The organism is Pseudohoeflea suaedae (assembly GCF_004354915.1).
Classification (GTDB): domain Bacteria; phylum Pseudomonadota; class Alphaproteobacteria; order Rhizobiales; family Rhizobiaceae; genus Pseudohoeflea; species Pseudohoeflea suaedae.
In genome coordinates this window covers 52670-70985 of record NZ_SMSI01000002.1, presented here as the reverse complement: position 1 = coordinate 70985, position 18316 = coordinate 52670, and the positions used below count along the sequence as shown (strand labels likewise).

The following is an 18316-nucleotide window of genomic DNA, read 5'->3' as shown; positions in this document are numbered from 1 at the left end:
CTAGGTTGGGATGCGGCGGATTCGCGCGTCTTTCATTGTCGACACGATCTTTCCGGGCAGCTCGGCACGAAGTCTGCTTACAGCAGCCTCAACTCGAGCAAGGCCAGCAGCGTCGGCGCCAGTGGCGTCGATGTTGATAGGCATGGCAACAGAAACACCGCCGCCATCGCCCTTCATGACGCCTGCCGCAGAGCGGGAAAGCTTCGTGTGGTCGATTATGCTTTCGTTCGGATGCAGGACAGCCGGGAAGCCGCCCTTGCCGTCGACGCCGCCAGTGCGGGCACCAGTTCCGGTAAAACCACCGCCGTCATAAGAGAAGAGGGTTGGAGAAGGCCCAAAGCCTCCAAGCAGGCCTCCAAGAAGGCCGCCAAAGCCTCCTCCGCCGGCAGAGTTTACCTGAAATATGGCGTCCAGAACCTCGTTAAGAAGCTTGTCCGCAATTTTCTGGAGAGCACCAGCAAGGGCGTCTGCCGCGCTTTTCCCTCGGAGAAGGTCACTTATGAAGCCTTGCGTCACATCGCGACTGAACTCTGCGCTTTCGCGCACCCTGTCCTGACTTTCTGCAAGCTTTTCGGCATCGACGCTCGCCTGCGCGTAACTGGTCGCAAGCTGGTCGATATTGGCCCGAAGTTCCGGAGTGACATCAAGACCGGCCTTCTGCGCGGCCGTTAGAAGATCATGTACGGCATTCGCCTTCTCAACCGCAAAGCCGTAGTCGTCAACCAGTGGGTTGAGGCCAGCCATCGCAGCGGTTTCGGCCTGAATGGCAGCGGTGCGTTCCTTGATCTGTTCAATTTCGCGCTGGTAGTCGTCGACCTTGGACTTGCCGCCGCTTTTTTTCTTGCCTGGAGGAGGCGCGAAATCAGAGAGAGAAACCGGCTCGACTGTTGCGCGGCGTTTTCCACCACGGCGAGGGCCGCCGGACGGAGTGTAAGCATACTCGTCCGGGACAGGCCCGACACCCTCCACGACACCTACGCCGGAGAATGTGTCCGGCATGTCGGGAGTGGCTGCCTGCAAGCCAGCAAGGGCGGAGCGAATTTCGGCAATTCTGGCGAGTGCTTCGGTGTTATCGAACCCAAGGCGCGTATTAAGGGCAATGCGCTCCTGAAGGGTTTCAACCTCCTTCTCGAGCGCGCGGGTTTTGGCTTCCGCCTGCTCCTTGTCGACATTGATGACAAATCCATCACCGTCGACGACGCCCATTGCCTGATTGAGTTTCAGGAAGACGTCAGAATTTCCTATATCGGCGAGGAACGTGTCAAATTCAGACTTGGCGTCACGCAGCGCCTGAATGAATCCACCAACGTCAAAGCCGTTTATCGCGTCAGCCGCTGTATTGATGGATCCTGCAAATTTTTCGCCAGCGCCGGTCGCGTTATTAAATTCGCGGGCCGTCTTGAGGAGCGCCGTCTGAAGGTTTTCGCTAGCCTGCGCCAACGTGAAGGTGGCCTTCGACGCCATTTGGTCAAGGATCGGGGAACCGGCTTCGAACGCACGGAAAAATGCCTCCGAAGAAACCTTGCCGGACTTCACCAGGTTGGTGAGTGCACCGACCGAACCGCCGGCTTCTTTCAGTCCCGCTGCAACAGCGCGCAGGATGGGTGTGGCGCCTTCCTGCAGCGAGTTGTATTCTTCCGCTCTGACGACGCCCGTACTTAGCGCCTGTCCGAGCTGCAATAGCGCGCCACGCGCAGCTTCCGCAGACTGACCAGAAACGCGCAAGGAGACGCCAACGCGATCGGTAAACTCAATGAGCTCCTGCTGCGTTACGCCAAGTTCTTTCTGAACCAGAGACGCACGGCTGTACAGCGTGACCATCGCTTCAAGCGGGGCGCCATTCTTCTGAGCTGACGCCGCCAACTGATCAAAGGTGTCGTTCAGTTCCTTGCCGGAAAGGCCCGCCACCTTGAGCGCGTTGTCAATTCGCGTGGTGGCTTCGGAAAGGTTCTTGATGCCCCGGAGCGCCTGATAGCCAATAAAGCCACCAGCGAACGCCCTGGCCATGAACGAAAACGAGCCACCAACGTCCTTGCTCATCCGTGCGAAGCGGCCCTCAATGCGCTTCGCCTGCCTGTCGGCCGTGCGGGAAGCTGCCGCCATCTGCTTTTCAAATTTCGCCTGGCTAACTTCCAGGCGAACAATCAGTCGCTCAATCTCGTTGGCCATCTAGAACCCCTCGATTCCCAATTCCGACAGCCGTTCGTCGGCGATATCGCTGGGCTTCTTTTTCTTGGTGCCGTTGGCCGTCTGCCATCCGTCGACGCAGGCCATGAATTCCCACGGGCTCATCTGGTCGACTTCGCGAGGCGTGAAGCCTACGGCTGCGCCAGCTCCGTAGAAGGCGGAGAACTTCCATCGTCCTCGCGGGAGTGGGCTGGCGTCTCCGCCCCCGCTTGGTCCTCCCCCACTGGATCGTCATCCACGCCATAGAGCGCCGACATGAGGATCGCCGTCGCCAGTGGAACGGATTCCATCAGCGGGCGACCCTCGACGTGAAGCTTCACAAGTCGGTTGACTTTTTCGCGCTCGGCTTCGGCCCCGAGTAGTCCGTGACGGATAACCTCGACAACATCGTCGACGCGCCATTGACCGCTCGAAAGTCGCCCCAAGATGTACGCCGGACCCGCGTCGCATTTGTCTTGAACGGCGCGCAACTGGCCGAACGGCAGGGAGAATTCATGCTCCCCGCCGGCCCAAGTCGTCGTGAATTTCATTAGGAACCCTTAGCGGTCCTGGTCGGCACGCCGTCGAACTGAAGTTCGATTTCAGAAGTCACCTTCTGGCCCTTGGTGCGGCTGTTGTTGAGCGTCACCAGAAGCGCCGGACCTTCTTCGATAGTGGTGTCGGCAGCAACGCCGTCCGCAGCGGCCTTGGCGTTGCGCAGGCGGGTGGAAAGCGTCGAGCCGGAATACCACCAGTCGAGCATTTTTTCGTGGCTGGAAAGCGCCCAAACGCCGGAGCCTGAAATCGTGACAGTCTGCGAACGCACGGCGCGCTCGATCGCCATCGGCAGGCTCTCGTCGTCGCAATCCGGGATTTCGGTTTCGTCGACGTTCGACTGGCGGGTAACGCTGACGTCGGTGACACCGCAGACGGGCGTATAGGTGCCGGAAGACGGCGTGAATTCGACCTCGAGGATAAGCTCCTCGTACTTAGCTGTAACGGCGCGTGCCATGCTTTATTCTCCGAATGTGGTGGGGCGGGCTTGGTCGGCCCTTTTGGTGTTGGGCATTACGCCCCGTTATCCGGCTCGTCGCCGTCTTTGGCTGTCCGCGCTTCTTTCGCGCAACCAGCCTTCTTTGCCGCGGCCAAAACGGCGCGCGTCACTTGCACTGGCGCATCGCTTGCCGGGTAGTGCTGGCAAACGGCTGACGCCGGGCGAAAATCGTGGTCGTAAGACTTTGTGAATATAGCCCAAGCCATCAAGCAGTCTCCACGCGCGACTCCACCGTGACGATCGAATGGCTTGTGATGCCGTCCGGGTCGTCGAGGTGTCGCACTGTCAAAACGCGCATTTCGAAAAGCGCGTTTTCGGTTAGCTCGCCTGCGTATTCGTGCAGAGATTTGCGGATTGCGTCGGCTATCCGCTTCGCCTCTCGCTTGCCGCCCTGGTATTGCGACCAGACGTCAATCTGCAGCGTCTCGACAAAGCCCGTAACGCACTCGTCGTCGTCCTCGACCTGATCGGCAGGCCCGAAACTGGCGTAAGGGTGCACGACATTTTGCGGCGTCCTATCGTATATGCGGCCTGCGATTTCCGCATGCACGTTTGGATCCGCGACAAGCCTGTCGTAGATTAGTTTTTGCAGCTCTTCTGATGCGCTCATTTCTTGATCCCTGCGGACTTAAGCGCCTTGTTGATTTCGCGCGTGTTGCGCGATTTCACCCGCTTCTTGAGGGCGCGATATGAGGGGTAGAAGAATGGGTATGGCTTGGCGTGCTTGGTGCCGAATTCGACAAAACCGACGTAATAGGCGTCTGCCGCGCCAAGCGACTTGTCCCGCGTGCCAGCGAAAATCGTAATGTACTCGTCGCCCTCTCGAGGGTTTTTGACCGTGCCAAGCGTCAGCGCGCCTTTAGGCGCGTCTCCCCACGTCCACCCGATGCTAGCCGCTAGTGCGCCTGTGTCGCGAGGCACAAGCGCACGCATCATCGTGACGATCTCGTTCGCACCTTTTTCAAGCGAAGCTCGCGCCGCCTTGCGAACTGCGTCAGGAATTGTTACGGTCAACTTTCGCTTTAATCTGTCGAGACCCTGAATAGCCATGCGCAAGTTCTTCTTTCTGCCGGCGCTTCTTGTCATCGTCATTACCGCCTACAGCGGCGGAAGCGATAAGCCCGGAAGCAAATCCAGCAACTGCAGCGACACGACCGCGTTCGTCATGTCGCAGAAATTCGTGCGCCGCGCGCTCAAGGCGCCGTCGACGGCAGAATTCCCGTACATGTCAGACGATGGCGTAATGGTCTCAAAGCAGGGTAACTGCCGGTTCACGGTTCACGGCTACGTCGACGCGCAAAACGGCTTCGGCGCGCAAATTCGCACGCGCTACATGGTCGACGTGTCCGCCGATGCAGCCGGCAAGAGTTGGTCGTCGAGCAATCTGACGCTGTTCTAGCCCGCCGTCCCGATCGCCACACCGCTTTCCGCAGTCAGTTCGCGGTGTCGCCTGTCGTCACTGAGCACGACGGAGCGGATGTTGAACACCTCGCCAGTCCTCACATCTCGAGCGCGCCAGGTTCCGTCGACGTTCGCCGCCTTTGCGTGTTCGCGGATAGTGATGACGGTCGGCTGCTTGCCGGCTAGGCGGCCAGCCATGACGGTTTCTCCGCCGCGCAGCCTCATATAAGACGCGCGCGCACGAAATCGCTCAGACCAGCCGTTGACTGTGCCGCCATAGCCGTCCGGAACCGAGGGTGGCTCGTCGAACGCCACCAACTCGTGCAGTGGTTTATGCTTCACGCCGAACCTCCAAGTCTATTAGGCAAGCTGGACGTTCGGCGCGACGATCTTGATGTCAAGAACGCTGGTCGAAAGGCCGATGCCGATGATTGCCGGGTAATCGCCGGAAGCAACATCTGCCACAGGGCAAATTGCACCTGCGGTCCCCGACAAATAATAGGCGACGCCTGCTGCAATAGTCGCGCCGATTGTAATCTGCCCGCTCTCCTGCACGGCAAGCGGCTGCCCGTCGCTGGCGCCGTTTAGCGCGATGCCGCCAGGCGCGCGAACAGCGGCCGTGGCCGAGTCCGTGTCGGCAAGCAGCCATCGGCCAGTCGTGGTGGAGTCGAGGTAAACGACCTGCCCTGCCGTGATGGTCTCGCCTGCTGTTCCGTGAGTGATTTTCGCATTCGCGCCGCTGACGACGTTCGCCGCGGTGATTGTAAGGTCGGCCATGATATTCTCCGGTAATTATCTATGCGCTAGGCCGAAGCTTCGCTGTGGTAAAATGCGGAAATGCTAAAGTCGTAGTTTGCGGCTGCACGCGTCCAACTCAAAACGACATCGCCGACTCCCGGCACCACGCTTGCGGCGCCGTTTGGGCTTTCTAGGCTGGCACCAGTATTGATCGCTGTTATTCCTGTCGCGTTCACGCCCTTGACGCGATTGGCTACGCCGTCAACGACACCAAGCTTGATCTGTGACGGCGAATAGTTTCTGTCTCGCTCGATATGCTGCTCATTCGACTTGTCAAAGCGAACGCCCTGCACATACGTCACGTCTGCACTCGTGCCGTCGACGCGCGTTATGACACCAAGCCGAACAGACCCCGTGGAGTTAGTCGCCCGATCGACTTGGAAATATGTGGCCGTAAGGTCAATTCTGCCTGTTCGGTCGTGCGGAAAATTTGCGGTGTCCGATATATCGATCAGAATACCGTGGCCGTCTGCAGCAACATCTTGCTTGGCAAACGCGACAAGCGCGTTTCTCTCTCGCTCCGTGACGGTGACAAGCATCTCGTTGTCATCAGAAGCGGACGCAGGAAACAGGTTGTTCCCGAAGGATGTAAGGAGGGCCAGGGAAGTCTGTGGCGTCGATCCGTTAACGAGACGCACACGAATAGCGCGCCCCGGCATCTTCACGAGCGGGCGGAAATAAGGAACGCCGGCGTATATCGTGCGTGGTGCCGCCAATGTGATGACCAGATCCTCATCGGCAATGTCGCCATCCGGGTCAACGCCATCTTTCAGAATTCCGAAGTCGACATAAAGCGTCGCTTCTTGGTCGCTTATGACATTTACGCACGCATGCTCAAAATTACTTACTTCCCACTCGCCTATGAAGGCGCCATCACCGACAAGAGGCGTGCCCGTGGAATTTACTGCAGACTTGCATCCGCCATTAACGATAAGCTCCGCATGCGTGCCGTCGCCCATGTCTTCCATGCGACGCTTGGCGCCGCCGGCTACATCGTACTCCACGTCGGCCATGGTTTATCCCTGATAATATCGGCTGTTCGCCAGAAGTGCGTCGATAGTGGTGAATGGCTTTTGCTCGCTGGATCCGCGCATCTCGTATGCGTCGCCAATCCACAAAAGCATCGCGTGGCGAACCGAAGTCGGGCACGTCTCAAAGCCCACAACGGACGTAACCGTAATCAGGCTCTTCTCCTGCTTTGTCGGCCAAACCTGATTCAGTTTGAGCGCAATTCCGTCGCCGCGAAGCTCGTAGACCGATGTCGCGACTGTCTGCGTCGCGCCTTCCGTGTCGACGTACCCGATCGACGTGATAGACGCGACAGGAAGGACCGGCATGCGCTCAAGGTCTTTCCAATCGTCGCTTTTGACTTCGACGGTCTGTTCGGCGAACCTGGCGCCGCAGTATTTCTCCGCATGGTCGCGTGCGGCCTCGATCAGATCACCGATGTAATCGTCGTCGTCGCCATGCAGGACGAAAAGGTGCTTTTTCGCGTCCGCAACGCTAATGGGCTCGGTCGCCGGGACCGTTACCGTTGGCTGATACCACATTCTTGCCGCCCCGCTTGACGCGGCGCTCCGGCGCTGGCGCCTTCACCGCTTTTTCAACTTTTCTCTCCGCAACAGGTGCGGCGTAACCCGCTTCAATAAGGCGTATCGCCTCATCCTGCGGGAAGTCGCGCTCGTCTCCGGGGTTGAGCGAGTACTCAACCCCGGAAAGCCCGACTGTCATTTTGATAAGCATTTAGCCCGCGCTGATCGTCAGCACGCCAGAATTGCTATAAAGCGCGCCTGCCTTGGAAGGGTCGGCGGTCGGAATGCCAGTGACGACGATGTCGCCATCCGCGTCAATCGTGAAGGTGGTATCGCCCCACTTCACGGATCCGCCCACGGCAACGACCTGTCGATCGCCGCCGCTGTCTTTGTAAGTCTTGGTCGTGTAGCTCATCGAGTAATTCTCCTATGCGGCCAGATCAGCCGGGAAGTTAAGGTAACAGTCTTTTCCCCAAGCAGCGTAAGCCGCTTGGTCGTATGCGCGCGCAGCGGCTTCGGGTGTGGGGAATATGCCAAGGTGCCTTTGAACGCCGTTTAGTTTGATGCGTCCGCCCCACTTGCCACTTGCCTTGTAGAGCGAAACACCCTTATACGGACCGGCATTATTGGATAGCGGCGGCTTCATCCGCTTTGCGACTTTATCGCGAATCTTGGCCTCCGGAGAAGATTTCCCGGCAGCGATAGATAAAGACAGTGCCGCCATACTTTCAGTTGTGACTTTAGCAGACATAATCTTGGAAAGACGCGCCCGAAACGCCGGAGTTCTAGTCGCGCGGGATGCCTTTGATATGCGATCACGCACTTCCGCTGTCGGATTTAGCAGCCCGCCGCCGCCAGCAGTCCCATTGACAAGATCGGCCCCGCTGGCCAAAAGCTCGGCAATAAGCCGAATTTCCTCCGCTTCTGCGGCCTCAGACGAATTAACCACAGACGACACAGACATAAAAACCTGCCCTCCCGCCCTGACAACGCTCCGCAACCACTTCGCTCGGCGGGATACATCGGACGCCCTAGGCCTCCTATGTTCCCTGATGCGCTTGGCCGCGTCTGCGGTTATCCCGACGTATCGGATGGCTTGTTGATTTCTACTGTCAGAAAGAGTGTAAACAACCCAGCTTTTTTGCTGTTGCTCCATTGCGAGTATCCCTCTCACTATCCAAATGTAGCGTTCGGCAGGCGGATGGATGACCGCTTTTCGGGAGCTACCCTAGCCGAACACAACACATATAGGCGCCGTAGCGCCTAGCTACTAGGCTTGCACGAGATGCTTGACCGCGGCGGTATCGCCAAGCTCGCCGTCAAGGCGAATGTAGCCGGCGATGCCGAGATCCGGCCAATAGGACTCGCGCTTCACACCGATAACCGGCGATCCGACCTTGCGGACGAAATACTTGCCGAAGTCACCGAAGAGCATGGTCTTGTTGCCGGTAGCCAGCGATGCCATAGCCTGGTTGATCGAGTATGGCTTGCCGAGGATGGTGCCCTCTTCGCCGCGGCGAACGTCGCCCATCGACCAGATGTAATTGCCGTCACCATCCTTGAGCTTGCGAACCGCTGCCAGGGTCGAATCATTGAACATGAAACGAGCCTTCGGCGACATGCGGTAAGCCGGGTCAACCGAGTGGTAGAGATCGATGATCTCGTCGAACGTGATAGCAGCAACAGCAGCGGCTGTCTTGCCGAGGCTCGAAGCAGTGACGATGCCGTTCGGGTCGCCAGTGCCGTCGCCGGTAGTCAGCTCGACGTTGGCGCGGCGGCCGAGGCGTTCGCCAAGCAGTTCGCCGAGCAGGGCTTCCATGTTGAAGATGGAATCCTGCGCCAGTTCGAACGAGAACTTGATCCACTCGGTGTCGAAGACATAAGCATCGAGCTGCTTCTGGCCGAAGGTTGCGTCCGAACCGCCGTCATCGGTAAGTGCGGTGCCTTCCGTGTGCTTGACGACCGCGGTAGCGACGTCGTTCACGGTCGGAATGGTGATCGCATTGCCGGACGAGGTGGTGATGGTCGTGCAGATGTTTTCATCGTACATCGGACCCCAAGCGGCCATCGACTTGATGATCTGGTTCGCCAGTTCGATCGGCACGGTGTAACCGCCGGCGGTTGCGCTGGTGGTCTGCGCGCGCTGCTCGCCATCCTTAGCGACGCCGGCGCGGAGAACCGAGCGCTCTTCGCCGGACAGTTCGTCGAGGTTGGCACCGGACGCAAGATACTTGTAGAAGGTCTTGCGGTATTCCGGCTTGTCGCCTTCGTCAGCGCCGCGGGTCTCATCCTTGTCGGATGCGCCGGGGCGCTTCTTGGCGCGATCTTCGGCCTCGAGTTCGGCTGCGCGGGCTTCAATTTCAGCCTGCTTGCGCTCGCGTTCGATCTTTTTGCCGACGGCGTCGAACTCAGCCATGATTGCGTCGTGGCGGGATTCGAGTTCGGCCGAGCGGGCTTCGTCGGTGTTCGACTTGATTTCGTCGAGGGCTTCGCGCGCCTGCGCAACGAGCCCATTCTGCTTTTCAGTCAGTTCCTTGAGAGACATGTGCATTTCCCATAAAAAAAGCCCGCCTTTGAGCGGGCTAGGTCGGTCTGTGTGGGTGAATGGCAGGACGGAGTCCGTGCCCTCCGCGTTAGCGGGTGACTACGAAGCGTCCGTCCGGATGCCTCGAATTGCTTGCTCCTGGCGCGCTTCCCGTTCCGCAATGCGGCGGCGCGCTGCCAGTGCGTTTTCGCGCTTCGCCTTGTCGGCGGACTCGCGCTCTTCTTCCGCTTCGGCGCGCACTGATTCAAGCGAGCGCATCGCCAGACTGGTATCCGGATACGCTGGGATCGGTGTCGCCGTTACCTCGTAGAGTTCAGCTTCGATCACGGTTCGGTGCGGCATGTCGCCGGTGTCGTCCCATTCCTGCTTTGTGGCTCGGAAAGAGAAGGACATTCCATTGATGTCGCCGCGCTCAACCAGCTTCCAAAGGTCGTTACCGTCGCTTGTGTCCGGCACGTCGATTTCAACCTTCAGGCCGCGGCTGTCTTCGCTAAGCCGCAGCGTTCCGGACTTGGTGCGCCCGAGAACGCGCCCGGAATCGTGGTTAAAAAAGGCCAGAACATCCCCGCGAAGTGCCTTCGTGAAGGCATTTGGCGCGATTCTCTCGACGAAATAGTCGCCGATCGTCGTGTCGCTGTTCCACACCACGGCGTACCCCGTCAGGGTGCGCTTTTCGGAGTCGGCCCGAACCTCGACACCAAGGTCGCCGCCGCGTTTTTCAAAATTGGTCATGCGGCAGCCGCCCCATCCTGGTTAGTATTGTCGTTAGCTGGTGGGGTCGCTGGATTTTCCTGCGCCCCCATGTTCTGCGACCCAAGTGGCACCGTTGCGCCTTGAATGTGCAGTTTTGCAGCGTCTTCGCCCATTGCTGGCAGATTCTCGAGCTGACGAACCTCGTCCGGCGTGCGTATGGAGTTCTGAATCGCCTGAGCGTAACCGTTCATGCGGCTCACAAAGTCACCCCGCAGCAGTCCATCAAGATTGTGCTCGACGTAGCGCGATCGAGTGGTGCGCCCGAACATTTTCAGGTTGCATTCGCCCTCAAAAGCCTTTGCCCACTGCCCGATCAGGTGCTTGACTAGGTGAAGATCCTGCTGTTCGGCGTTCGAAAACGTTGCGCGCGTTAGATCCTGCAAGAAAACCGGCGGCAACTGCCACGCTCGAGCAATTTCTTCGACTTGGAAGCGCCGCGCCTCAATCATTTGACCCTTTGCCGGGTCAAGCCCGACAGGCGCCAAGGTGTAGCCAGCAGGAATCGGAAAGACCGGCTCGCCTTTCTGCTTGGCGGAGTCGATCGCACGCTTGATTTCAGCTTTAGCGCGCTTCAGCGCCTCGTCGCCAGCCGGAAGAGGGCCGGTCAACGCCAGCGGCGGCACGCCACCACCCGCAAAGAAGTTGCTGCCGTAGTCGTTCATCGACAAGGCAAGTTGAATCGCCTTAGCGGCCAGATTGACGGGCCCATAATGTCCCAAGCCGTCAGGCTTCAGCATATACGGGACGTCGATCACATCGGCCGCGTCATAGACCTGGTTTCCGTACTCGTATGTGACCTTCAGGCCGCTTCGCTTGATGACCGTCTTCGTCGGATCCATCGGCCAAAGTGCCTCGACCCCCTGCGGTGCGCGCTCGATCCAGGCCAGCCCCCGTCCGCCGGTAAAAACCTGCTGCCAGAAATACTGCCGGAATTTAAAACTGTCCTGATTGTCGTTCGGCGCGTCGTGCACGACCATGCCTATTTTGCCGCCAAGCTTCTTGGCGCCTGTATCGGTCGTCCTGTACGCGTGCAGCGGAAGTGTCGCCATCGTGCGCGACAGAAACGCAACCGCAGCCTGCACAGCCGGAACGGTTAGCGCGCTATCGACCGTTACAGTCGGCAGCGTTGCGCCGTTGACGCCGAAAAAAGCAAGGAACTCCGGGTCGCTTACCGAGACCACGTCAGCCCTGTTTTCGACCTTAGCTGCGGCCGAACGTGTAAATGGCCACATCAACTGGCTCCATATTGTTCTAGGCTGAATTCCGGATCATCCCACGGCGAAGAAACGACTTTGACAGCCGGCACGCCCTCAACCGCAGCACCAACCGCCATTGCCATCGCCACGGCAGGGTCGATGCGGATTGTCGACTTGGCTTTCGAAAACCACTGGTTGCCCATAAGCGGGTCGGTTTCGATCGCGACACCCATCAGCGCGCTAAGCAGGACCGGCGACTTGCGGAAGCGAATTCGCCCCTCAAGGATCAACGTCTCGAGCGCCGCGACACTTCCCGGCATCCACATCCCCAGCGGAGCAGGTTCGCCGGCGGCCTTCGCCGCGTCGATCGCCTCTTGGCTTGGCTTGGCGCGACGCTTGCCGCCCTGCGGGTGGCTAACCGTGCGCAACTCGACGCCGTATTCGTCCAGTTCTTGAGCGAACTTGTCATAGGCGTAGTTGTCATATGCCAGCACATCGATTCCGTGCTCCGCATTCAGGCGCGCAAACAACGCTGCGACATGGTCGTAGCGAACGCGCGCACCAGGAGGTGCGTTGATATAGCCAGCCTCCAACCACGTCCGGTAAGGGACGTGGTCGACCTTCGAACGCTCGTCGATCGTGTCGAGCGGCGTAAACGCCTCAATCCACGCGTCGTATGTCGGTAGGTCGGCTTCCGTGCCGTCGGCACGCGTAACGCGCTTTGTGCCCGTCTCGACGACGAACGCCGCGGCGGTCAAATCCTTGGCACCAGACAAGTCCAACCCGGCGGCCTTGATGCGCGCGCCCTTGTGGACCTCATATGGGTCATAGTCTTCCATGACCGCGTCAATGATCGGCCGCGGAATCCAGTTCGTGTCGCTTTCCGTCCAGACGCAAAAATGCAGCCGAAGAATGTTATTTCGCTTCGACGGTATGTCCCGCGCCTGCGCGACAACGCCCTCGATGTATTCGAACTTCAGCGTCACGCCGAGAAGCGGATTTGCCTTCACCCAGCAGGACGGATCCGTGAACGGGTCGTCGTTCTTGTCGAGCGCGCACACATAGCTGAACGTTTCGTCGCTCGAGCCGATGACGTCGCCGACGTAGGTGAAATCCTCGTCCGGCGTTTCCGTGCCAGCGGCCACTTTGACGGCCCACTGGTGTTCTACCCAACAAACCGAATTGCGGTCGCTGCCCGAATTCGTGATCATTAGCAAAAGCGGCTGGTCGCGAAACTTGAAGCCACGCTCGAGCATTTCGATCGTGTGGCTGGTCGGATGTTCGTGCAACTCATCGACAAGCGCCACGTAAGGGCGCGGCCCGCTGTGCGCCTGCTCGCGCGATATCGGACGAAAGAACGAACGCGACTTCAGGTCCGCCAGATTCCAGACGTTTCCCTCCCCGCCGGACGGCGTAAGCCGCGCCTTGAGTGCAGGAGACTGCGCGTACATCGCGACGGAATCGCGGAACAGGACGAACGCCTGCGCCTTATCCTTGCCGGCCGCGTAGATTTCAGCCGCGGACTCGCCGTCCGAAGTCATGCAATAAAGACCGACTGCGCCAGCAAATGGCGACTTGCCCTGTCCCTTCGCCTGCTCGATATAGGCGCGGCGAAACCGGCGGACGACCTTGCCGTCTTCGTTGGTGCGCTTCCACCCGAAAATCGAGCCGGCAATAAATGCCTGGCTCGGCTGCAGATGAAATGGCACGCCCTCAAACTGCCCGCCATTCAGACGAAGCACGTCACGGCAATAGCCGATAAACCGATCGACTGCAGCGACGTCCCAGATCAGGCCACGCTTGTGGCCGTGCTCAAGGTCCGCCAAGTGCCGACGGCATGCGTTGCGAACGTGCGGGCCAGCTACCGTCTCCCCTGAAACTACGCTTTGCGCGTATGCGGTGACTGGATCCGCTCTATTGGAAATACTTTTCGGCCGGGTCGACTTCTTTACCACCTGTCGGAGCCCCCACCTTACTTGCGTCTGCCGGCGTCGCCCCCATCTGTCCGAGTGTCTGACGCAAAAGGTTCAAAGCCTGCACGCCGCACTCCTGACCTGCGATCATTCTCCCCAAGATGCTCGAGGCCATCGCGACAAGCGTCCGATGCGAACTGTTCAGCCACGGGATTTCAGCGCTCAGCGTATGCCAAGCTTCCCGCGCCTTGTTTTTTTCGGTGTCTTGCACCCATGCCGGCGGATCGCCCAAAGGCGCCTCTACGTCCGGCTCGTTGCGCGATTCAAATCGCGGCTTGTGCGTTACATCCTGACCAGTTATCTTGGCTTTGGCGGACGGCGTCCTTGGTCTGGCCATTAAAATCGCCTCGCCTAATTCTGGTCATAATCTGAATTGGTTTTTTGCGCGCTTTTGGGGGCGGGCGTTCGTAGGGATTTTTAAGCCGTCGAGTTTTTCCCCACCCCTCCCCATACTCGGAAAAATTTTCTAACAGGTGCCCCCATACTCGGAAAAATTTTCTAACAGATGTCGCAATACTCGGAAAAATTTTCTAACAGATGTCGCCAAAGAAGTGTTGCAAATATACAACAGTTGCATAAAAGTCACATGTTGCATATTTGCAACAATTCTGATTATGCCTAAATAGGCCACCCATCGACGTCGAACCGGACGACCGTCTTGCCGTGGTCCTCTAGCTTACCGCGGCTCGAATGACACGGCTTACAGGTAGAGACAAACGGCCCGCCCCAGAACAAGTCCAGGTCGCCTTTGTGCGGCACCTTGTGGTGCACCTCGGTCGCCTCGGTCACTTCCTCGCGCTCGAGGCACCATTCACACAGCGGGAATAACGATAGCTGCGCCTTGCGCAGTCGCTTCCATTTGGCTGTGTCGTATAGGTGCTTCCATTCGGCGCTTGGGTGTTTCATGGTGATGGACCGACGCACTTGGTCACTCTAGAGGAGCCTCAAGCTTACGAGACTAGGCAACACTAGCTAGGCGTGACTTCATTGCTCTCCCACGCCTAAATCCTGCAGGCATCTCAGTTATATCTTTTATCTTTTTTGTTTGAGACGCCGTCCGTTATCCATTTGGAATTCATCTCTTCCTCCGTTTCAAAGATGAAGAGTATTTCCTTTTCGAACGACGAAACACCATACCTCGCCACAGCACGGCGAAGAATCTTCCCGGAACCTAAGTATCCGTCATCAAGATCGAGTGTCGCGTGCTTGCCTATATAAGTTTTTCCATTCACCATATTAGTTGTTTTGTATATGGTGTAGAACATAAAACGCCCACTTGAGGGTTGACTTCCAGGTATCATGAAGCAGGCTGCAGACATCGAGCCCACGTCACTGCTGGCCGAAGCCAGGCTGCTCTACCATCTGAGCTAAGCCGGCGAATAAGCAAGGCACTAGCGCCTTGAGCCTGCCGACAAGCGGCAGGTGGGTATTTGGTTGCAGGTGCCGGACTCGAACCGGCGACATACTGGTTATGAGCCAGTCGAGATAGCCACTTCTCCAACCTGCAATAAAATCGGACGGGCATACGTCACACGCTGCAATGCGCCAAGGTCGCGACCCCTGGCAGGATAGCCGTCCAAACCTTGCCGGGCACTTCAACCGCCTTGGCGGGAGGCCCGGCTACACCGGAGGCAGCCGCAGGAGAGCACGGCGCCAGCGGTGGATAAGCTTGCGTGACGACGGCACAGCGACAACGCGCTGGCCTCAATCCTTTCCGCCACCCGCAATAAGCAAGGTGAATACACGGTCGGCGCCCTACCACGGACCTCTGCGCCGATTGGCTGTGCGTTTATGCCCGCCGGCTCGTCACGCAATTAGTTCAGAGATGGACCGCCCCAATCGGGTAGTCGGGCTGGTCAGTGGTGCGCGGCATACCCGCTTATCCGCGCCTGACGGACACCGTCACCGGGCCGCGGCATCTCTGATAGTTACCCCGCGCTGCCGCAGGGTCGGCCGTCATGAATGCCCGCAAAGGCGGTGCGACGTTGCCGAACTGTTTGGGTTGTTCCGTGAACCCTTACCCCTCCCACGCCGGGAGGCTACTTTAGTTATAACCTATTCTAGATCTGCCCGCGTCACCTTGCCCATGCAGTCACGAAGCGTGACAAGCGCCGTGTGCACGAGCGCCCGGCCCGCACCCATCGACCCCGCCCTGTTCGCAATGCCGACCGAGTTACCGACCGCTTGCAGTGTCGCCCCATCAATGCAGGCCAACTCAAACGGCTCGCACAGGTGGCCAAGTACGCGCTGCAGTTGCGCCAACCGCGCTTTATTGTCGATCATGTCGTTTACTGCGCGGTCGCCCGTCCACGGCTTCGGAACTCCGCCATAACCAGACGAAGAGTCCGAACCATTCCTTCGTGCAGGGATATCAACACTTGAGGCATTGGATTTGCGGGAATATTTCCGCACAAGATCCCCGTTATCGCGCATTTGCAGTTCGCCGCTCCCCGCCTTCGCGTAGTATTGGTCGTAACTGAACTCGTCTTCAATCGACACACTGCTACCGCCCAGCTTCGCGTCAGACTTGGCGCTGTCGTAAATGCGTCGATACATCATCGCGTATTTGAGCAGGTCGATATTGCCTTCCGTGGCAAGCGCTCGAGCCAGCGGCCACGCAATCGCCGCGTTGTCATTCGCAGCGCCGTCCCATTCCTTGCCGATCGCCTGCCTCTTGCCGATGGCTTTGCGCAGGCGCCTTGCCTCCGGCGAAAGCTTTGCGACTTGCGCGGAGATCGATTCCTGATCCGTCGTCAAAGTGAGGAGTGTCTTGGTCATGCTTGCCCTGCGGGTGATGTGGCGTTGGTAGCTTGACCTATAAGGCGCATGTTTTACAAATTTGTCAAGATGCCGAAAGCCACTCTCGAACGGCAGCCTCCGCCTGGTCCGCGGCATCTTCTTCGGTCTTGGCACGAATGACCGTGACGGGATGCCCTAGCTTCGCAAGCGATGGATGCCGCTCTTTCTGGCTTGCCGTTAACGGCGCGGATCCGACCTTGTTTTCGATCAGGCCAATTCGCCCTTGCGGCAGATAAACGCGCAAGTCCGGCTCGCCTGGCGCCATGCCGGTGGCGACCGCCTGCGCTTGCGCCGTGGCTTTCCGCTTGCCCGCGTTCATGTCGCCGGCGATCAGAAAACGCTTGCCGTATTCCGGCATGGCCTTTAGGCGCCTGACCTGTGCCGCCTGCAGTTCCCACTCGAGCGGGTCGGCTGGAGCGATCATGGTCTTGCCGTTCCTGGTGGTGATCTTGACGCGCCTGCCGTCGATGCGGGTGGTTTGGGTGGTCATCAATAGCACCGAGCCAGATCGCCGGAAAACCACGCCGCCTTGCTGGCGCGGTTGCTGATGCGACGCATCGCTCTGCGGCCAGAGTCGCGCGGGCTTGCCCGCCTCCATGTCGCGCGACCAGAGCCCCAATCGCGCTTGACGAATGCCGCGAATACGCGTTGTCGGCGGTTCATTCCTCGCCCCCATTGCGGGAGGCGCGGGCGGATTTGACCCATTCCGGGTTGGCAGCGCGCCACTCTGCCCAACTTGGGTCATTGAGTTTCCAGTCGGTCCACTCTGGAATGTCGGGCTTTCGTTTGAACGGTCTGGCGGGGATGGCGCACCGCTCACAAACGCCTAGGCTGGCGTCGTCCGGGTAATTAGCCCTGTGCTTTCCGCAGAAGAATAGCCCGCAATTCTCCATCGGGTCGCCACCACAAGCGTAAGACACACCCCTGTGAATGCGTTCGTTGCATCCCGGATGATCGCAGATTGCGGGGACGCCATATCCTTGGTCCCGACCGTTGTGCTCGTAGCACTGATAGCCCATCATACTCTCCTTTCGATTTCGATTTGCGCGAACTTCCTGTCCGCATGATCCAGGGCAATTCCCAGTCCGATCAGGGCAAACCCGAGGATGATGAAGCACCAGACAGGCCAGATGGTCATTGCCGCCTGAGTGCGCGCCTGTTCTTCGGCAAGGTGCTGGCCAACGTGAACCGGGAACGGCTTTGCGCACTCGCAATTGGACGGCTTGCAGGAGCCGTATCGGGGGCAGGTCATTCACTTGCCCCCCTTGTGCTTGGCGAGGGCTGGGGACGGGTCGAGGGTGGCGCGGAGAAGCTGGGCGGCAGATTTGAGGATGGCCTTATTGCCTATCGAGCAGCCCGACCAATCGCACGCTTCAAGCGCATCGGCCACCTTCACCCCATCCTGTGTGGGGCGGGTGGCGGCGATCACATCGCATAACGCTGCGTAGGGTTCTCTGGCTTCTTTCGCCAGCCATTCGCCGTTAGGCTCAGATGAAGGGTCCCGGTACTCCGATGCGATAAACTTGCGGACGAATTCCAGTTTATTCAATTCAGACATATGTTCTCTCCCTCTCGGGTGGTTAGCCGTGTGGATGGCGGCGGAAATGTTCTTCCATCGCGAGTTCTTCGAGGTGCCGCTGTTCCTCCTCGTACTGCTGCTTCTCGTACTCCTCGCGCTCCATCTCTGCGGTGAAGCATTCTTGGCAGTACCCCCAATCGGGATCACCGCCGCTCGCGTAGATGTTCGCCCCACAAGGGCACCGCGCATCCGTCCATCCTGGTTGCAGCCACCAAAGATTGCTCATCTCTCTATCCTCTCAGGCCAGCGGAGCGGGATTGCTCGGGGCGGGTTGGGTGACACCAAGCGACCGCCCCTGTTTCATCCACTCCCCGCACACTAGCATTAACTTTACAAATTTGTCAAGCCGCACAAACGGAATTCCTGCCACATTCTGATTTTTTACCAGATGGTCAGAAAAATAGTTTATGCATTTATCAATGGGGGTCCTTCTATACCCCCTATATACGCGTCAAATTTCTATAACTACTCAATACGATATATAAACTAATAAACTATACTATTATATTGAATTCATTAG

22 protein-coding genes and 1 tRNA gene are annotated in these 18316 nt (G+C 58.6%); 1 reads left to right on the top strand and 22 read right to left on the bottom strand.

Annotation, left to right across the window (positions count from 1 at the left end; all coding sequences use genetic code 11):
* The 6 genes from E2A64_RS10340 to E2A64_RS10320 all read right to left on the bottom strand — a co-directional run bounded on the left by E2A64_RS10340 (window position 1) and on the right by E2A64_RS10320 (window position 4270).
* Entirely contained in the window at window positions 1-2169 is a 2169-nt protein-coding gene (locus E2A64_RS10340; protein ID WP_133284426.1) for a tape measure protein, read from the bottom strand.
* The gene (locus E2A64_RS18115; protein ID WP_280177538.1) at window positions 2170-2292 is read right to left on the bottom strand and encodes a hypothetical protein; all 123 of its coding nucleotides are present in this window, start codon (window positions 2290-2292) and stop codon (window positions 2170-2172) included. It abuts the gene before it with no gap.
* Window positions 2293-2318: 26 nt separating this feature from the next.
* Entirely contained in the window at window positions 2319-2717 is a 399-nt protein-coding gene (locus E2A64_RS10335) for a gene transfer agent family protein (protein WP_133284425.1), read from the bottom strand.
* On the bottom strand, window positions 2717-3178 hold the full coding sequence (locus E2A64_RS10330) for a phage tail tube protein (RefSeq protein WP_133284424.1): 462 nt from the start codon (window positions 3176-3178) through the stop codon (window positions 2717-2719). Before E2A64_RS10330 ends, E2A64_RS10335 begins: the two co-directional genes overlap by 1 nt.
* Window positions 3179-3425: 247 nt before the next feature.
* Window positions 3426-3830, bottom strand: coding sequence for a DUF3168 domain-containing protein (locus E2A64_RS10325; protein ID WP_133284423.1), 405 nt, complete (start codon window positions 3828-3830; stop codon window positions 3426-3428).
* The gene (locus E2A64_RS10320) at window positions 3827-4270 is read right to left on the bottom strand and encodes an HK97-gp10 family putative phage morphogenesis protein (RefSeq protein WP_133284422.1); all 444 of its coding nucleotides are present in this window, start codon (window positions 4268-4270) and stop codon (window positions 3827-3829) included. Before E2A64_RS10320 ends, E2A64_RS10325 begins: the two co-directional genes overlap by 4 nt.
* Between E2A64_RS10320 and E2A64_RS10315 the strand changes: the two genes are divergently transcribed.
* The gene (locus E2A64_RS10315; RefSeq protein ID WP_133284421.1) at window positions 4269-4619 is read left to right on the top strand and encodes a hypothetical protein; all 351 of its coding nucleotides are present in this window, start codon (window positions 4269-4271) and stop codon (window positions 4617-4619) included. The two genes, E2A64_RS10320 and E2A64_RS10315, sit on opposite strands and share 2 nt — an antisense overlap.
* On the opposite strand, the gene E2A64_RS10310 is transcribed toward E2A64_RS10315, so the two are convergent.
* The 16 genes from E2A64_RS10310 to E2A64_RS10220 form a co-directional block, all read right to left on the bottom strand.
* Complete coding sequence (locus tag E2A64_RS10310; protein WP_244598283.1) at window positions 4616-4936, bottom strand: head-tail adaptor protein; 321 nt, start codon at window positions 4934-4936, stop codon at window positions 4616-4618. The genes E2A64_RS10315 and E2A64_RS10310 overlap by 4 nt on opposite strands.
* A gap of 45 nt (window positions 4937-4981) precedes the next feature.
* Complete coding sequence (locus E2A64_RS10305) at window positions 4982-5398, bottom strand: hypothetical protein (RefSeq protein ID WP_133284419.1); 417 nt, start codon at window positions 5396-5398, stop codon at window positions 4982-4984.
* A 26-nt stretch (window positions 5399-5424) separates the two neighbouring features.
* Complete coding sequence (locus tag E2A64_RS10300; RefSeq protein ID WP_133284418.1) at window positions 5425-6432, bottom strand: hypothetical protein; 1008 nt, start codon at window positions 6430-6432, stop codon at window positions 5425-5427.
* 3 nt (window positions 6433-6435) lie between these two features.
* A complete protein-coding gene (locus E2A64_RS10295; RefSeq protein WP_133284417.1) occupies window positions 6436-6969 on the bottom strand; it encodes a head-tail connector protein in 534 nt (177 codons plus the stop codon).
* 193 nt (window positions 6970-7162) lie between these two features.
* Entirely contained in the window at window positions 7163-7366 is a 204-nt protein-coding gene (locus E2A64_RS10285) for a hypothetical protein (protein ID WP_133284415.1), read from the bottom strand.
* A gap of 12 nt (window positions 7367-7378) precedes the next feature.
* Window positions 7379-8107 carry a GIY-YIG nuclease family protein gene (locus E2A64_RS10280; protein ID WP_133284414.1) on the bottom strand — a complete coding sequence of 243 codons (729 nt, stop codon included), beginning with the start codon at window positions 8105-8107 and terminating at the stop codon, window positions 7379-7381.
* Between the two features lie 114 nt (window positions 8108-8221).
* Complete coding sequence (locus E2A64_RS10275; protein ID WP_133284413.1) at window positions 8222-9496, bottom strand: phage major capsid protein; 1275 nt, start codon at window positions 9494-9496, stop codon at window positions 8222-8224.
* Window positions 9497-9595: 99 nt separating this feature from the next.
* A complete protein-coding gene (locus E2A64_RS10270; RefSeq protein WP_133284412.1) occupies window positions 9596-10228 on the bottom strand; it encodes an HK97 family phage prohead protease in 633 nt (210 codons plus the stop codon).
* Window positions 10225-11481, bottom strand: coding sequence for a phage portal protein (locus tag E2A64_RS10265; protein ID WP_133284411.1), 1257 nt, complete (start codon window positions 11479-11481; stop codon window positions 10225-10227). Before E2A64_RS10265 ends, E2A64_RS10270 begins: the two co-directional genes overlap by 4 nt.
* A complete protein-coding gene (locus E2A64_RS10260; RefSeq protein ID WP_244598245.1) occupies window positions 11481-13271 on the bottom strand; it encodes a terminase large subunit in 1791 nt (596 codons plus the stop codon). Before E2A64_RS10260 ends, E2A64_RS10265 begins: the two co-directional genes overlap by 1 nt.
* Window positions 13272-13359: 88 nt before the next feature.
* A complete protein-coding gene (locus E2A64_RS10255; RefSeq protein ID WP_133284409.1) occupies window positions 13360-13755 on the bottom strand; it encodes a hypothetical protein in 396 nt (131 codons plus the stop codon).
* Between the two features lie 1094 nt (window positions 13756-14849).
* A tRNA-Met gene (locus E2A64_RS10245) sits at window positions 14850-14925 on the bottom strand.
* Window positions 14926-15473: 548 nt separating this feature from the next.
* Window positions 15474-16196, bottom strand: a complete 723-nt coding sequence (locus E2A64_RS10240; protein ID WP_133284407.1) for a hypothetical protein — start codon at window positions 16194-16196, stop codon at window positions 15474-15476.
* A gap of 64 nt (window positions 16197-16260) precedes the next feature.
* On the bottom strand, window positions 16261-16815 hold the full coding sequence (locus tag E2A64_RS10235) for a PDDEXK family nuclease (RefSeq protein WP_244598244.1): 555 nt from the start codon (window positions 16813-16815) through the stop codon (window positions 16261-16263).
* A 654-nt stretch (window positions 16816-17469) separates the two neighbouring features.
* On the bottom strand, window positions 17470-17775 hold the full coding sequence (locus E2A64_RS10225; protein WP_133284406.1) for a hypothetical protein: 306 nt from the start codon (window positions 17773-17775) through the stop codon (window positions 17470-17472).
* A 22-nt stretch (window positions 17776-17797) separates the two neighbouring features.
* Window positions 17798-18022 carry a hypothetical protein gene (locus tag E2A64_RS10220; protein ID WP_133284405.1) on the bottom strand — a complete coding sequence of 75 codons (225 nt, stop codon included), beginning with the start codon at window positions 18020-18022 and terminating at the stop codon, window positions 17798-17800.
* Window positions 18023-18316: the final 294 nt, after the last annotated feature.

Excerpts from the sequence above, each read along its gene's own strand:
- E2A64_RS10285 (WP_133284415.1), bottom strand. The coding sequence starts at position 7,366 with ATGAGCTACACGACCAAGACTTACAAAGACAGCGGCGGCGATCGACAG.
- E2A64_RS10280 (WP_133284414.1), bottom strand. The coding sequence starts at position 8,107 with ATGGAGCAACAGCAAAAAAGCTGGGTTGTTTACACTCTTTCTGACAGT.
- E2A64_RS10340 (WP_133284426.1), bottom strand. The coding sequence starts at position 2,169 with ATGGCCAACGAGATTGAGCGACTGATTGTTCGCCTGGAAGTTAGCCAG.
- E2A64_RS10325 (WP_133284423.1), bottom strand. The coding sequence starts at position 3,830 with ATGAGCGCATCAGAAGAGCTGCAAAAACTAATCTACGACAGGCTTGTC.
- E2A64_RS10315 (WP_133284421.1), top strand. The coding sequence starts at position 4,269 with ATGCGCAAGTTCTTCTTTCTGCCGGCGCTTCTTGTCATCGTCATTACC.
- E2A64_RS10225 (WP_133284406.1), bottom strand. The coding sequence starts at position 17,775 with ATGTCTGAATTGAATAAACTGGAATTCGTCCGCAAGTTTATCGCATCG.
- E2A64_RS10300 (WP_133284418.1), bottom strand. The coding sequence starts at position 6,432 with ATGGCCGACGTGGAGTACGATGTAGCCGGCGGCGCCAAGCGTCGCATG.
- E2A64_RS10270 (WP_133284412.1), bottom strand. The coding sequence starts at position 10,228 with ATGACCAATTTTGAAAAACGCGGCGGCGACCTTGGTGTCGAGGTTCGG.
- E2A64_RS10330 (WP_133284424.1), bottom strand. The coding sequence starts at position 3,178 with ATGGCACGCGCCGTTACAGCTAAGTACGAGGAGCTTATCCTCGAGGTC.
- E2A64_RS10240 (WP_133284407.1), bottom strand. The coding sequence starts at position 16,196 with ATGACCAAGACACTCCTCACTTTGACGACGGATCAGGAATCGATCTCC.
- E2A64_RS10235 (WP_244598244.1), bottom strand. The coding sequence starts at position 16,815 with ATGGAGGCGGGCAAGCCCGCGCGACTCTGGCCGCAGAGCGATGCGTCG.
- E2A64_RS18115 (WP_280177538.1), bottom strand. The coding sequence starts at position 2,292 with ATGAGCCCGTGGGAATTCATGGCCTGCGTCGACGGATGGCAGACGGCC.
- E2A64_RS10295 (WP_133284417.1), bottom strand. The coding sequence starts at position 6,969 with ATGTGGTATCAGCCAACGGTAACGGTCCCGGCGACCGAGCCCATTAGC.
- E2A64_RS10305 (WP_133284419.1), bottom strand. The coding sequence starts at position 5,398 with ATGGCCGACCTTACAATCACCGCGGCGAACGTCGTCAGCGGCGCGAAT.
- E2A64_RS10335 (WP_133284425.1), bottom strand. The coding sequence starts at position 2,717 with ATGAAATTCACGACGACTTGGGCCGGCGGGGAGCATGAATTCTCCCTG.
- E2A64_RS10255 (WP_133284409.1), bottom strand. The coding sequence starts at position 13,755 with ATGGCCAGACCAAGGACGCCGTCCGCCAAAGCCAAGATAACTGGTCAG.
- E2A64_RS10265 (WP_133284411.1), bottom strand. The coding sequence starts at position 11,481 with ATGTGGCCATTTACACGTTCGGCCGCAGCTAAGGTCGAAAACAGGGCT.
- E2A64_RS10320 (WP_133284422.1), bottom strand. The coding sequence starts at position 4,270 with ATGGCTATTCAGGGTCTCGACAGATTAAAGCGAAAGTTGACCGTAACA.
- E2A64_RS10220 (WP_133284405.1), bottom strand. The coding sequence starts at position 18,022 with ATGAGCAATCTTTGGTGGCTGCAACCAGGATGGACGGATGCGCGGTGC.
- E2A64_RS10275 (WP_133284413.1), bottom strand. The coding sequence starts at position 9,496 with ATGTCTCTCAAGGAACTGACTGAAAAGCAGAATGGGCTCGTTGCGCAG.